Annotated in this window: 10 protein-coding genes; 8 read left to right on the plus strand and 2 right to left on the minus strand. The window is 71.9% G+C overall.

The genetic code is table 11. From position 1 onward, the window contains the following. Positions 1 to 75: 75 nt before the first annotated feature. From NQ036_RS11130 to NQ036_RS11160, 7 genes are all read left to right on the plus strand, one after another. Positions 76 to 2,205: a hydantoinase/oxoprolinase family protein gene (locus NQ036_RS11130; protein ID WP_257059012.1), complete on the plus strand. Its 2,130-nt coding sequence runs from the start codon at positions 76 to 78 to the stop codon at positions 2,203 to 2,205. Continuing rightward, a complete protein-coding gene (locus NQ036_RS11135; protein WP_257059015.1) occupies positions 2,202 to 4,235 on the plus strand; it encodes a hydantoinase B/oxoprolinase family protein in 2,034 nt (677 codons plus the stop codon). The genes NQ036_RS11130 and NQ036_RS11135 overlap by 4 nt, the downstream gene beginning before the upstream one ends. Before the next feature lie 4 nt (positions 4,236 to 4,239). Next, entirely contained in the window at positions 4,240 to 5,169 is a 930-nt protein-coding gene (locus NQ036_RS11140) for a carbamate kinase (RefSeq protein WP_257048999.1), read from the plus strand. A 69-nt stretch (positions 5,170 to 5,238) separates the two neighbouring features. Further along, positions 5,239 to 5,952, plus strand: coding sequence for an NTP transferase domain-containing protein (locus NQ036_RS11145; RefSeq protein WP_257059018.1), 714 nt, complete (start codon positions 5,239 to 5,241; stop codon positions 5,950 to 5,952). Next, positions 5,949 to 6,884 carry a MoxR family ATPase gene (locus NQ036_RS11150; protein WP_257059024.1) on the plus strand — a complete coding sequence of 312 codons (936 nt, stop codon included), beginning with the start codon at positions 5,949 to 5,951 and terminating at the stop codon, positions 6,882 to 6,884. Before NQ036_RS11145 ends, NQ036_RS11150 begins: the two co-directional genes overlap by 4 nt. Then, on the plus strand, positions 6,877 to 7,959 hold the full coding sequence (locus NQ036_RS11155) for a VWA domain-containing protein (protein WP_257049003.1): 1,083 nt from the start codon (positions 6,877 to 6,879) through the stop codon (positions 7,957 to 7,959). The genes NQ036_RS11150 and NQ036_RS11155 overlap by 8 nt, the downstream gene beginning before the upstream one ends. After that, complete coding sequence (locus NQ036_RS11160; protein WP_257059025.1) at positions 7,956 to 9,146, plus strand: XdhC family protein; 1,191 nt, start codon at positions 7,956 to 7,958, stop codon at positions 9,144 to 9,146. The genes NQ036_RS11155 and NQ036_RS11160 overlap by 4 nt, the downstream gene beginning before the upstream one ends. Positions 9,147 to 9,197: 51 nt before the next feature. Here NQ036_RS11160 and NQ036_RS11165 read toward each other — a convergent pair whose 3' ends face one another. After that, on the minus strand, positions 9,198 to 12,182 hold the full coding sequence (locus NQ036_RS11165) for a DUF1116 domain-containing protein (RefSeq protein WP_257059026.1): 2,985 nt from the start codon (positions 12,180 to 12,182) through the stop codon (positions 9,198 to 9,200). A gap of 68 nt (positions 12,183 to 12,250) precedes the next feature. Then, positions 12,251 to 13,228 (minus strand): DUF2877 domain-containing protein, encoded by a 978-nt coding sequence (locus NQ036_RS11170; protein WP_257049006.1) that lies wholly within the window; start codon positions 13,226 to 13,228, stop codon positions 12,251 to 12,253. A gap of 35 nt (positions 13,229 to 13,263) precedes the next feature. Between NQ036_RS11170 and NQ036_RS11175 the strand changes: the two genes are divergently transcribed. Next, positions 13,264 to 14,949 (plus strand): PucR family transcriptional regulator, encoded by a 1,686-nt coding sequence (locus tag NQ036_RS11175; protein ID WP_257059028.1) that lies wholly within the window; start codon positions 13,264 to 13,266, stop codon positions 14,947 to 14,949. The last annotated feature ends 11 nt before the right edge of the window (positions 14,950 to 14,960 follow it).

Here is a 14,960-nt window from a genome sequence, read left to right on the forward strand (position 1 = left end):
GGAATATGCCGATGGAGTGATGCCCGTCACTTGGAAAAATAGTCTCAGCAGACAAAGCAGCCTGAAGGGACTCAGATGTCGAATCACAGTTCGCGTATCCGTATCGGTATCGACACCGGCGGTACGTTCACCGATGTCGTCGCATTCAACGAGGCGACCGGGGAATTGACCACCACCAAGACTCCGTCGACCCCGTCGAACCCCGCCGACGGTTTCATCAACGGCATCGACAAGGTGCTGGGCATGTTGGGCGCGGACGGCGAGGACATCGTGGCGGTCAGCCACGGCACCACGGTGGCCACCAACCAGTTGCTCGAGGGCAAGGTCGGCGACCTGGGCTTCATCACCACCGAGGGCTACGAGTTCGTCCTCGAGATCGCCCGCCAGGCCGTGCCCGACGGCTACGGCAACTCCTACTTCTGGGTCAAGCCCGACCGCATCGTGCCGGCCGACCTGGTCAAGACCGTGGGCGGCCGGATGGACTTCGAGGGCAATGAGGTCCGCCCCTTCGACGAGGACGCCGCCCGCACGGTGGCGCGCTGGTTCAAGGACAAGGGCATCACCACCCTGGGCGTGAACTTCCTGCACGCCTACGCCAACCCCGCGCACGAACAGCGGATGCGGCAGATCCTGCACGAGGAGCACCCCGGGGCCATCGTCTCCCTGAGCTCCGAGGTGCTGCGCGAATACCGCGAATACGAACGCTCCATGACCACCCTGGTCGACGCGGCCGTCAAGCCCAAGGTGTCGAAGTACGTGGCGAACATCCACGACCGCCTCGACCAGTACACCGGCACCGCAGCCGGCAAGCGCGCCGCGATCCCCTTCTACATCATGAAGTCCAACGGCGGCGTGCTCTCCGCCGACGAGGTCGTCAACCAGCCCATCACCACCGTGCTCTCGGGACCCGCCGCCGGCGCCCTGGGCGCCGGGCTGATCGCCCGCGAAGCCGGCTTCGACAAGGTCCTGACCTGCGACGGCGGCGGCACCTCGACCGATGTGACCGTGGTGCTCGACGGCGACCCGGCGCTGACCACCGAGGGCTCCGTTGGCGTCTACCCCTCGAAGATCCCGATGATCGACGTGGTCACGGTGGGCGCCGGCGGCGGCTCGATCGCCTGGACCACCCCGGAGGGCCAGCTCAAGGTCGGCCCGCAGTCGGCCGGCGCCGACCCCGGCCCCATCTGCTACGGCAACGGCGGGACCGAGCCCACCATCACCGACGCCCACGTGTACCTGGGCCGGATCCCCGCGCACCTGCTCGGCGGGGAGATCCCGCTGGACGCGGACGCCGCCCGCTCCGGCATCGCGCAGATCGCCGCGAAGCTGGGCCTGTCCACGGAGAAGGCCGCCACCGGCATCCTGGAGATCAGCGCCTGGAACCAGGCGAACGCCCTGAGCCAGATCTCCGTCAAGCGCGGCCTGGACGTGCGCGACTTCATGCTCGCGACCTTCGGCGGCTCCGGCTCGCTGCTGGCCTGCCGCCTGGTCGACATCCTCAACCTGGCCGGCGTGGTCGTGCCGCTGAACCCCGGCAACGTCTCCGCCTTCGGCCTGCTGACCGTGGACGTGAAGAACGACTACGTGCAGACCCACGTGGCCAAGGACATCGGCCTGGACATCGACACGATCGCCGGGATCTTCGACGAACTGCAGACCAAGGCCACCGCAGCGCTGGACAACGAGGGCTTCGCCGCCGCCGACCACCGCTTCGACCGCTCGGTCGACCTGCGCTACTTCGGCCAGGCCTTCGAGGTCAGGGTGCCGGCCCCCTCCGGCGCGATCACCCGCGACTGGGCGGACGAGGTGACCCACGCCTTCCACGCCGAACACCGCCGGCTCTACGGCTACGACTTCGAGGGCAATGCCGATCAGCAAGTCGAATGGGTCAACGTCCGGGTCTCCGGCATCGGCCCGATCACCCGCCCGCAGATCAAGCAGATCGCCTCGGCGACCGGGGCCGCGGCCCTCGACGAGCGGGCCCGCACCGGAGAACGCGGCGTGTGCTTCGACGCGGAGGCCGGCTTCGTGGAAGCGCCCATCTACTGGCGCCCCGAACTGCTGGCCGGCGATGTCATCACCGGCCCCGCCATCATCGAGGAATTCGGCTCGACCGTGCCCCTGCACCCGGGCTTCACCGCCCGGATCGACCAGGCGGCGAACATCATCATCACCCGCAGCGCAAACCAGGAGGCAGCCAAGTGACGCAGGCAGCGCAGAACACCGTGCAGACCCCCACCGACTCCGGATCCATGCTGGGCCTTGAACCACTGACCGGCCAGGCCCTGCAGGACTACATCGAGGCCCAACCGATCAACCCCGCCGGCCTGCCGACGCCGTACGAACACGGCGAACGGCTGACCCCGGAGGGGACCTCGGTCGACCCGATCGTCGTCGAAATCGTCGAGGGCACCCTGGCCAGCGTGGAGATGGAGGTGGAGACCGCCATCGCCAGGACCTCGCGCTCGCCGATGATCCGCGACGCCCACGACTTCCGCGCCGGCATCCACGACCGGCAGCTGCGCAAGCTGACCGGCCGATCGTACTCCGCCCTGGTCCACCCCGTGGTGCGTGACTACCCCATCGACCAGATGAAGGAAGGCGACGTCTTCTTCCACAACGACGTCTACGAATCCGAAGGCGGCATCGGCCACCTGCCGGACATGTGCGTGACCGTCCCCGTGTTCGCCGACGGCAAGGTCGTGTGCTTCGTGCAGGCCTTCGGCCACCACGACGACATCGGCGGCGCGACACCGGGCTCCATGCCCTCGGCCGCGACCAGCGTGTTCGAGGAGGGCCTGATGATCCCCCCGATCAAGCTGTGGGACCAGGGCGTGCCGAACAAGTCCGCCCAGCGCATCATGACGCGCAACTCCCGGATGCCCGACTCCATCGCGGCGGACCTGGACGCGGAGTGCTCCGCCTGCCTGATGGGCGCCCGCCGGCTGTCCGAGCTGTTCACCCGCTACGGCGTGGACACCGTGGAGGCCGCCTTCGACACGATCCTGGACAATACGACGGAGATCTACCGGCGCGAGATCCTCTCGAAGATCCCCGACGGACAGTACGTGTGGGAGGACTACGCGGAACACGACGGAGTCTCCGATCCGATGCTGCACACCCAGCGGATCACCCTGACGAAGACCTCGACGGGCGGCCCGGGCGATGGCCCGCGCCTCATCATCGACTTCACCGGCACTGCGGCCCAGGCTGTGGGCCCGATCAACCACTGCGGCGACTACGTGGGCGGGAACTTCCTGAAGAAGTGGCTGGCGCCGATCCTGCGCAACCTGGCAGACACCCCGGAGCGGATGGCCGAACTGGACGTCAACGAGGGCATCGTGCCGCTCATCGAGATGCGCTTCCCCGAGAAGGGCACGCTGCTCACCCCCGTGTTCCCCGGGCCCACGAACGCCCGCACCTTCGTCATCCTGCGCCTGCTGGGCGTGCTGGCCGGCGTGGTCGCCAAGGCCGTGGACGGACAGATGCCGGCGGACCAGGAGACGATCCGCTACACCGGCGTCTACGGCAAGGACCGCGACGGCAACGACTATCTGATGCGCGAAGTGCTCGGCGGCGGCTCCGGCGGGCGCTACTACTCCGACGGCGAGGACACCATCCACGTGGTGCCCGACTCCCGTAACCTGCCCACCGAGTTCACCGAGTCCCGCTTCCCCCTCCTGGTGGAGCGCCTGGGCCTGGCCCAGGATTCCGGCGGTGCCGGCCGCTACCGCGGCGGGCTGGGCTATGAGAAGCACATCCGGATGCTCAAGGACGGACACTTCATGTCGATCGCCGACAGGTCCATCCTGGCCTGCTGGGGTGTCAAGGGCGGTCTGGCGGGCAAGCCCTTCCAGGTCACCATCGACCCGGGCGGCCCGGAGGAGCGCGAAGTCGAGGCGCTGGCCGACGACGAGCCGATCAGGGCCGGCCAGGTGGTGCGCATCCGCACCACCGGCGGCGGCGGCTGGGGCGACCCGCTGGAGCGGCCCTATGACGAGGTGCTGCGCGATGTCCGCTGGGCCAAGGTGTCCGTGGCCGGGGCGCACGACTCCTACGGCGTCGTGATCACCGGCACCGGCGACGATGTCGCGGTGGACGTCGCGGCCTCGGACGCGCTGCGCGCCGACATGCGAGCCGGACGCACCGGCGAGGAGCCGTTCTTCGACCGCGGGCCCGGCTTCGCGGCCCTGGCCGGCGACGGGTCCCAGGCGCCGTCCGTGGACTGGCTGTGACGCGATGAGGGTACTGGTGGCCCTGGGCGGCAACGCCATGACGGGGCCGGACGGGGACGCCTCACCGGACGCCCAGCGGCGCGCGATCGCCCGGGCCGCCGTGCACCTGGCCGATCTGGTGGCGGCCGGCCACGAGGTGGTCGTCACCCACGGCAACGGCCCGCAGGTCGGCAACATCATGCGCAAGAACGAGCTGGCATCGGTCGAGCTCCCACCGGTCAGCCTGGACTGGTGCGGGGCGCAGACCCAGGGCACCCTGGGCTTCACGATCGTCAACCGGATCGAGAAGGAACTGGGTGCCCGCGGGATCGACAAGCACGTCACCGCGCTCGTCACCCGCACCGTGGTGGACCCGGACGATCCGGCCTTCGACGATCCGGTCAAGCCGATCGGGTCCTACCAGGACGCGGCCCACGCCGCGCGGATGAGCGCGCTGGGCCAGGTCTGGAAGGACTTCGGGGCCAAGGGCTGGCGGCGCGTCGTGCCCTCGCCGGATCCGCAGGAGATCCTGGAGACGCCCACCGTGACCCATCTGGTGGACGCCGGCTGGATCGTGGTGGCCGCCGGTGGCGGCGGCATCCCCGTGGTGCCCGACGGCACCGGCTACAACGGGGCCTCGGCCGTGATCGACAAGGACCTCAGCGCGGCCAGGCTGGCGCTGTCCGTGGGCGCGGACCGGCTGGTCATCGCCACCGATGTGCCCTATGCGGTCGCGGGCTTCGGCACGCCGGAGGCACGCGATATCGAACAGGTGGACGTGGCCGGACTGCGCGCGATCGCAGCCCAGGGCACCTTCGCCTCCGGGTCCATGGGCCCCAAGGTCGAGGCGGTCCTGCGCTTCGTCGAGGGCGGCGGGCCGATGGGCGTGATCGCCTCCTTGGACGCCCTGCCCGAGGCCGTGGCCGGCACCGCGGGCACGGTGGTGACGGCGTAGCGGCGGACGCCGGGCCCGGTCGGTGGCGCTCGACCCCCTCCACCAGCTGCGCCGCTTAGGATGGAGGCGATGGTCACACCGAAGAATCCACAGATCCCCGTGGTCCTGTTGGCCGCGGGCCGGGGCCGCCGCATGGGTGGGCCCAAGGGCCTGTTGCGCGACGATAGGGGCCGGTCCCTGGTGGCCTGCCAGGTGGAGTCGATCCGCCGGGCCGCCGCCCTGGAACCGAACCTGGATCCAGATCCGATCGTGGTGCTCGGCGCCGCCGCGCAGCGGGTGGAGCACCTGGTGCCCGCCGGTGCGCGGATCGTCCACAACCCCGACTGGGCCTCCGGGATGGGCGGCTCGCTGGCCGCGGGCCTGCGCGCCGTGCCGGCGGATGCGCCAGGGGCCCTGGTGATGTTGCTCGACCTGCCCCACGTCCCGGCCGAGGCCCTGGCCCGCCTGGCCGCACAGACGGACCCCGGGCAGCTGGCCCGGGCGCTGTGGAACGGCGTGCCCGGACACCCCGTGGCCATCGGCGCAGCGCACATCCCGGCGGCCATCACCGCCTGCCACGGCGATGCCGGCGCGCGCGGACTGTTCGCCGCCGTGGCACCCGCCGCCGTGAACCTGGTCGAATGCGCCGATCTGCTGGCGCCCGGCGTGCACGGGGACGCCGATATCGACACACCGGAGCAGGCGGCTGCCGCAGGGTTGCGGCTGCCCGCAGCGCTACCCGCCCGGGGACAGGGGGCCGACCCGCGCGAGGATGCCGGACGGGCCAGAGGAGAGCGCGCATGACGGAACGATCAGAACACACCCCGCTCGACGGTCCCGAATCCTGCCGCCGGGCGCTGGCGGCCGCCGGCTACATCGCCGACGACGCGGTGGCCACCGCCTGCTTCCTGGCGCTGGAACTGGACCGGCCCCTGCTGTGCGAGGGCGTGCCGGGGGTGGGCAAGACCAGCCTGGCCCGGGCCCTGGCCCAGGTTCTGGGCGGACCGCTGATCCGCCTGCAGTGCTACGAGGGCCTCGACTCCACCCACGCCCTCTACGATTGGGACTTCGCCGCGCAGATCCTGCACGTGCGCACCCTGGAGGCCCAGGCCACGAGCACGGGGACCGCACTGGCGGCCGCCGGCATCGAAGACGAACTGCACCGCGAGCGCTTCCTGGTCGCCCGGCCCATCCTCAAGGCCCTGCAGGCCGGCGCGCCCGTGGCTGCCGGCGCCGCGGGCGGGCGGGCGGTGCTGCTGATCGACGAACTGGACCGGGCGGACGACGAATTCGACGCCCTGCTGCTCGAAGTGCTCTCCGACTGGTCCCTGACGATCCCGGAATTGGGCACCGTGCGCGCCGCGGTGCCGCCGGTGGTGATCCTGACCTCGAACCGGACCAGGGACGTCCACGATGCGCTCAAGCGCCGCTGCCTCTACCACTGGTTCGACCAGCCGGGCCCCGAGCGGGAACGCGAGGTGCTGGCCCTGCACGTCCCACATGCCGCGAGCGGGCTGCGCGATGCCGTGGTCGCCGCCGCCGGGCGCCTGCGGGCGGCCGATCTGCTCAAACCGCCGGGGACCTCGGAGACGATCGACTGGTTGCGCGCCCTGCACGCCCTGCGGGTGGACGAACTGGACGAGCCGGCGCTGCGGGCGAGTCTGTCCGCGGTGGTCAAGGACGCCGCAGACATCCCCGTGGCGCGCGAGGTCCTGGGCGTGACCGGCGGTGCCTGAACTGGCCCGGGTGCTCACGGACTTCGCCGCAGCGCTGCGCGCCCAGGGGCTCGCCGCCGACCCCACCAGAGTGGGCCTGTTGCTGCGCGCTGTGGCATTGGTGGACCCGCTGGACGTGGCGCAGGTGCGCGCCGCGTCCCGGACGATCATGTGCTCACAGCGGGAGCACCCGGCCGTACACGACCGCGTCTTCGACCGCTACTTCGGCCTGGCCGGCCGCCGGCTGCCGCGTTCGACCCCGGACGAGGTCCGGGTCCCCACGGCACAGGAGGGCGCCGGCGGGCAGGACGGGGAGGAGGGCGCGGGGCCCATCGTGCCGCAGGCCAGGGCGGCGCGCACCGAACTGCTGCGCCACGTCGACCTGGGCGCCTCCGAACTGGCCGGCGAGGCGCTGGCCCTGATGGAGCGGCTGGAGCTGCGCAGTCCCCGGCGGCGCTCGCACCGCGTCCGCCCTGCGCCGCGGGGCACGCCGGATGAGCGGCGGACCCTGCGGCTGCTGGCCCGCGGACGCGAACTGGACCGACTGCCCACCGCCCGGCCCCGGGTCCGGCGCCGCCCGGTGATCGTGGTCGCCGATGTCTCCGCTTCGATGGACGAATGGCTGCCGGCGCTGTTGCGCTTCATGCAGCGGGCCGTGGTGGAGATCGACGCGCGCGCCTTCGCCCTTGGCACCCGGCTGACGCACCTGAGCCCGCGGCTGACCGGGCCGGGCGGGGTGGCGGCGGCTCAGCGCGCCATCCCGGATCTGGCCTCGGGCACCCGGCTGGGCGACGGGCTGCACGAGCTGGTGGACTCCCGGTGGCGCGAGGCCGTGCGCGGCAGCGTGTTCGTCCTCATCAGCGACGGCTGGGAGCGCGGGGACTGCGCCGGGCTGGAGGCGGCGGCGGGCCGGATCGGCCGGCTGGCGCGGCACTTCGTGTGGATCAACCCGCGGGCCGGGCGCACCGGCTTCGCCCCCGAGATCCGCGGGATGCGGATCGCCCAGCGCTACAGCGATGCGCTGATACCCGCGACCACGGTGGCCGATTGGCAGCGGGCCTGCACCCATATCGCGATGGAGAGGGAGATGCGATGAGCACTGCGAACACACCGGGGGCTGCCCCGGGCGGCGAAGCGGGTCCGAGCACAGCCGAACTCGCCGGCACCCTGCTCGACTGGCTGCACACGGACCGGCCCTTCGCTCTGGCCCTGGTCGTGCAGACCTGGTCCTCGGCACCGCGGCCGGCCGGGGCGCTGATGGCCGTGGCCGCCGACGGGCAGGTGGTCGGCAGTCTGTCGGGCGGCTGCGTGGAGGGCGCAGTGCACGAACTGGCGCTCGACGTCCAGCGCACAGGAGGCGCTGCCCTGGCCCATTACGGGGTCAGCGACGACGATGCCTTCGCGGTGGGCCTGGCCTGCGGCGGCAAGCTCGACGTGCTCGTCACCGCGCTGGGCCCCGGCGACCGGGAGGCCCTGGCAGCCCATCTGGCGGCAGGCCGGGCGGGCGGCCCGAGCGCCCTGGCGGTGCGGCTGCCGGCCGGGCCCGGTGAGCCCGATCCGGCGGGACCGCACCTCATGCGGATCGGGCCCGGTGGTGCGCCCGGGGCCGCGGACAGTTCCGCGAGTCCAGGCGCCGCCGCAGGGACCCTGGGGGACTCGGGGCTCGACGCCCGGATCGGGACTCTGGCCACTGACCTGATCGGCACCGGCGCCACCCGGGTCCTGCAGCCCGCGGACGGACCGCGGGTGCTGGTCACGGCCTCGGCGGCACAGCCGCGGCTCATCGTCTTCGGCGCGATCGACTACGCCGCCGCCCTGGCCGAACTGGGCCGGTTCCTGGGCTACCGGGTGACCGTCTGCGACGCCCGCGCGGTGTTCGCCACCGCCGCGCGCTTCCCCGCCGCCCACGAGGTCGTCGTGGCCTGGCCGCACCGCTATCTGGCAGCCGAGGTGGACGCCGGGCGGGTCGCGGCCTCGACCGTGGTGGCGGTGCTCACCCACGACCTGAAGTTCGATGTGCCCGTGCTGGCCCAGGCCCTGGCATCGCCCGCGGCGTACATCGGCGCGCTGGGCAGCCGGCGCACGCACGCCCTGCGCGTTCAGGCCCTGGCCGAGGCCGGGGTGGCCGCCGAGGACATCGCCCGGATCCACGCGCCGATCGGCCTGGACCTGGGTGCGCGCACCCCGCAGGCCACGGCCGTGTCGATCTTCGCCGAGGTGATCGGCGCGGCAGCCGGCCACACCGGTGGGAGCCTGAAGGATTCCGTCGGCCCGATCCACTGACCGGGCCGGCGACCCCGGGGCCGGGCCGGAAACCCGACCCCGGGCGCTGGCTCAGGCCCGCTGGGCCAGGGTCTCGATGCCGGTGGTGAAGCACTCGCGCGGGGGATTGACCAGCCCGGCGCCCACCTGGCCCACACCTGCGACCCGGCCGGCCATGCCCGTGTTGATCTGCGGCAGCACGTTCGTGCGCAGCACCTTGACGATGTCGATGCCGGAGGGCACGCCGCGGAACTCCAGGATCGGGATCTGGTGGACCGGGTGCTCGCCCAGGGTGATCTCGTACATCCGCTGCGTGGTCTCCACGGCGAAGGGCACGTCCCCGCCCACCAGGCGCACTACGGCCGGTGCCGCGGCCATGGCCAGGCCGCCGATCCCGGCGGTCTCCGTGATGGCGGAGTCGCCGATGTCCGGGTTCGCGTCCTCGGGTCCGTAGGAGCCCAGGAACAGGCCCTCGGCGATCTGCGCGGGACCGGTGTACCAGGTGTCACCGGTGCCGGCCAGCTGCACGCCGAACTCCGTGCCGTTGCGCGCCATGGTCACGACCATGGACGAACCGGCCACGCCCTTGGCCGCGTGCATCGCGAGCTTGCAGGTGGGCATCACCAGGTTGAGCGCGAAGTAGTCGTTGGCGCCCAGGAAGCGGCAGACCTCGGCCAGATCGGAGGACTCCCAGCCGTCCAGGTTCAGCAGATCGGGCATCAGATCGCGCAGGAACAGCAGGGTCGCCGTGCGGTTGCGGTTGTGCCCCTCATCGCCGGACTGCAGCATCTGGGAGACATAGTATTTCGTGTCGATCGGACCGTGCGCGGCCACCGCCGCGCCCAACACAGGGCCCAGCACATCGCGCATCCAGCGCAGCCGGGTGAGCACCTCGTCGTTGTTCGCGCCGTAGCGCAGCACTTTGCCCAGGCCCTCGTTGAGCGAACAGTAGGCGCGGCCGCCGTAGACCGGGTCGCGCAGCTCGAACATCCACATCGAGGGGCTGACCACGCCGGCCATCGGGCCCACCGCATCGCGCGAATGGCACGGGGCCATGGTGAAGCGGCCGTCGGCCAGGCCGGCCTCGGCCTCCTCGAGGGTATCGGCCAGGCCCTCGAAGACCACTGCGCCGGCCAGCGCGCCGCGCATCGGGCCCGAGGCGTTCTCCCACTGCAGCGGCGGGCCCGAGTGCAGGAACTCGTTGTCCGCCAGGCCCAGGCATTCGCGGGCGGGCCGTAGACCCACCAGTTCCGCTCCGGCATTCAGGATCCGCTCGAGCGCCTCCTGGTTCGCCGCCAGTCTCCGGGGATCGGACATCACCCGGTAGATCGCGGCGGCATCGCCCAGCGGCGGCTGCCAGGGGACCTCGGTGACGTCGACGGCCTGGGCGCGCAGGGCATCGGCGAACAGCGCCACGCCCACGGTGGCGACCGTGGGCTCCCCGTCGAGCAGGCCGTGCAGCGCCGGGCCGGCGGCCTCGGCCGCGGCGGTCAGGGCGGACTCCGCACCGGCGGCAGCCGGCGCAGACCCGGCCGGCGCGGCTGCGGCCGGCTGCGCGGACGCGACGCCCAGCAGTTCCAGCGCCCGACGCACGGCCTGTGCATTGGAGGCGTAGACCTCGGCCCCGGCGGCCACCAGCGTCTGCGCCGTGGCGGCGAGGTCCTGCGGATCGGCGGGCGTGCCCAACAGGCTCACGACCACCGGCAGGTTCCGGCCGGAGTCCGCCGCGGCGGCCCTGGCGTCCGAGATCGCCGCGGCCAGATCAGCCGCCGGGTCCTGATGGGCGCCATGGCCCAGCACCAGATCCAGCACCAGGACGCCGGCGTGTTCGGCCTGGGCGCGGATCGCCTCGAGGCGCAGGCCCGGATCGATCATCGGGTGGGCGCGCCCCTGGGTCATGGCGTCGTCGCCGAAGTCCACCACGGCATGACCGGTGGCCGGAATCCGCGCGCCGTCGATGCGCGGGGCGCCGGCCAGCGGGATGTTCGAGGGAATGGGGCCCAGCCCGGCCGCGGCGATCAGCATGGCCTCATCAGCCAGGGTGCCGCCGCAGAACAGACCGCGCAGCGGGCCGGCGACGTCTCCGGCCGCAGTGGTGCTTTCCGGCAGCCAGCGCGGCCACCGGGGTGCGGGGTGTCCGGCCGCGGCCAGGGCGTGCTCGACGCCGGCCGTCAGATCGGGGGAGTCCGGGCCCAAGACGGCCCAGCTGACCGCCAGGCCCAGCTCGGCGGCCAGGGATTCGACCTCGGCCACGACCTGCGGATCGGCCGGTTTGGACACGACGACGACGTGCTCGGTGGCGGGATCGGCGGCCAGGGCGCGCAGCGCCTGCTTGGTCGTCAGACCGCCGACCTGCGCGCTCAGATCGCGTCCGCCTGTGCCGATCAGATGGCTCACACCCACACCGGCCGCGTCGAGCAGCGTCGAGACCTGCTGGGACCCGGTGCCAGAGGCCCCGACGATGCCGAAGGAGCCGGCGGCGACCCGGTTGGCGAAGCCCAGACCCGCGCCGCCGATGATCGCGGTGCCGCAATCGGGGCCCATCAGCAGCAGATCGCGCTCGCCGGCGTAGCGCTTGAGTTCGACCTCGGTGGCGACGTCGACATTGTCGCTGAACAGCAGGACGGAACTGCCGGCGTCCAGGGCGGCCCTGGCCTCGATCCCGGCGTAGGCGCCGGGCACGGATACCACGGTGAGGTTGGCGCCGGCCCGGTCCACCGCGGACTCGACCGTCAACGGGGGCTGGACGCCCGCGCCGAGACCGCCGGCGGACTTCGCCGCGGCGGTCAGTTCCGCGAAGGCCGAGTCGACGGCGGTGCGCCCGGCGGCCAGGGTGTCCTCGTCGGTGGCGCGCAGGGCGATGACAAGGTCGTTCGGGGTGACGTCGGCGGGTACCGTGAAGCCCACCCCGCGCATCAGTTCCAGGTTGAGTTCGGTGCCCATGCCGATCAGGGCATCGGTGATTCCCTCCGTGGTCTGCTTGACCCGGGTCGAGACTTGCATGAGGGCGACGGAGTCGAAGTAGAGGCCGGCTTTGACGTCGAGGAGTTCGGGCACGGGCTTGTCCCTTTCGATCGGGGTGGATGGACGTGGACGTTTGGTAGTGCAGGATGCGCTGGTGCGGTTCACGGGGCGGCGCGCGCGGTCGCGGTGGCCGGGTCCGCCGGAGCCTCCGGTGCGCCGCGGGCCCGGTGGGCCAGGGCCGCTCCCAGCAGCAGGTCGTATCCGGAACTGTGGCCGATCCCGGAGACCAGTTGCAGGGCCGGTTCCGGGTCGGTGAGATCCGCGAGCGAGGCGATCGCGCGGGCCGTCTGCGGCAGGCAGTAGCCGGCCAGGGCGGCTTCGATCAGCGAGGCCGACAGCGCCGGGGTGCGCGCGTAGAGCAGGGGGCCAGGCAGGTGTTCGCGCAGGAGCGCCAGCGCGCTGTCCTGCCCGCCGGCGCGCAGGGCCAGGGCGACGCCGCAGAGCAGATCGTCGCCCGAGGGCGTGCTGCCGGGGCCGAAGCCCAGCAGGTGGTGCACGGCGGAGGTCAGGGCAGGGGACCGCTCGGTCAGGGCGGCCAGCAGTTCCCGGCCCCGGCGGGCCAGGTCGGAGTGCCCGGTGTGTGCGGCGATCGTCGCGAGCACTTCGGCGGCCCCGCCGGCTGCGGCCCGTGGCGCCGCGGCGGGCGAAGGGCGGGCGGCCACCGGCTGTACCCGCCGACGGGCGATCCTGGTGGGCCGCCAGGTGCGGGCCGCGCGCAGCTGCAGGCCGTCGGTCTCCAACGCCCGCACGAGCCCTGTCCGGTCGGTGTGGACCAGGACCGGATCGCCGGTGGAGATTCCGGCCAGGTGCCGGTGGTCCAGTCCGGGGCAGCGCAGTCCGGTTGGCAGCTCGAGGGCGCCGGGGCCCAGGACGGGCAGCACGCGCGGGCACGGTCCGGTGGTGCAGACGTAGAAGCCGGTGCCGAAGATCTGCAGAACGGCACCCGGCAGCACGGCTTCCGACCGGACCGTGCGGGGCCGGCCGGCAACTGGGGCCCCGGCCACCGGACTCGGGGTCGGCGGGGTCGAAAAGGGCAGGGGGGAGGCCGCCGCCGGGATGATAAGTGATCTGGACCTCACTTTCCCAGGTTATCGCGGGCTGCTAGGGTCCAAGCATGTCAAACGATGCCAAGAAGAGGCCCGATTTGCAGCAAGAAATGCTACTCGAGCTCGATGGTGTCGAAACGGTGGCGCTGACGGTCCGCGAAGTGCTTCAGCTGCCCAGCATGCGGGGCTGCACCGTGGTCGCCGGTCGCGCGGGGCTGGACCGGCTGGTCGAGAAGACCAATGTCATGGAGGTCCCCGACATCCTCCCCTGGGTCAAACCGCGCGAACTCCTGCTGACCACCGGATATCCGCTGCGGGAGGCCCCCGACGCCCTGGTGGAGTTGCTGGGCCGCGTCGAAGCGGCGGGGGTCTCGGCCCTGTGCATCAAACCGGGCCGCTATATCGACCGGATCCCGCCGCAGGCGCTGGCCGAGGCCGAACGCCTGTCCCTGCCCATTCTGGAGCTGGGCGAGGGCGTGGGATTCGACGAGATCATGCACGAGGTGCTCTCCTCGAGCCTGAGCCGGGGCGTGGCCATGATCCGGCTGGCCGAACACACCATGCGGGAACTGGTCAACGTGGTCGTCGGCGGTGGCGACCTGACGGACGTGTGCCGGATGCTCATCGAGCGCATCGGCTTCGCCGCGGCCGTCACCACCCTGGACGGCCGCCTCAAGGCGATGGTGGCCGAATCAGATGCCGAACGCGAACGCCTGCTGGGCCTGAGCTGCTTCGACGAATCCGGCAGGTTCATCGTCGAGGACGAGCCGGCCAGGGCGGCCAGGTCCCAGGGGCAGGTGTTCTGGGGCAACTGTCAGATCCTCGATGACGAGCGGACGCTGGGCCGGATCGTGGCGTTCTCCGACCGGACCCCGGGGGACGTCGAATTCCGGGTGCTGGAGCAGGCGGCCGCGGCCGCCGCCCTGGTGCTGGCCCGCGAGCAGTCGGTGGCGGCGGTGGAGAGCAAGTACCGCAGCGACTTCGTGCTCGAAGTGCTGCGCGGGCACATCGCGTCCCCGGAGCGCACGGTGTCACATGCGAAGTCCCTGGGATGGGACCTGGACCGTGAACTCAACGTGGTCGTCGCCGAGGCCGATCCCAGCGATGACAGCGTGGCCGCCGACGATCTGTCCCAGTTGCAGACGCTGTTCGCCCGCGCCTGGTCCTCTGTGGTCTCCGCCGACGATCCCCATGCGGCGGTCGTCGGGTCAGGCGATCAGGTGATCCTGCTGCTGGCGGCGGCCGACCGCGACGAGATCGTCGAGCGGGTGCGCGCCTACGCCACCGCGGTGCGGGGGCGCGGCGGCGGTGGCCGGAGGGAGTTCTCCGTGGGGATCTCACGACCCACCGCGGACGTCGTCGACCTGGCCGATGCCTATCAGCAGGCGACCAGGGCCCTGGACGTGGGGCGTCAGCTGGGGGCCGGCCACAACTTCAGCCACTTCGACGGACTGGGCGTCTACCGGTTGCTGCTGCACGTGGGGCAGAAGGAGGAACTGCGCGCCTTCGCCCAGGAGACCCTGGGCGTGCTGGCCGGCGATGACAAACCGGAATACGCGGACCTGCGGGAGACCCTGCAGGCCCTGCTCGACCACAATCTCAACGTCGCGGAGACGGCAAGGGCGCTGTTCTTCCACTACAACACGCTGCGCTATCGGATCACCAAACTCGAACGCATGATCGGTCCATTCACCCGTGATCCGCACCTGCGGCTCGCCGTCGAACTCGCCCTGCAGATCGTCAAACTTCCATAGGGCCGACCGGG

This window comes from Brevibacterium sp. 91QC2O2, from assembly GCF_024580695.1.
Lineage (GTDB): Bacteria > Actinomycetota > Actinomycetes > Actinomycetales > Brevibacteriaceae > Brevibacterium > Brevibacterium moorei.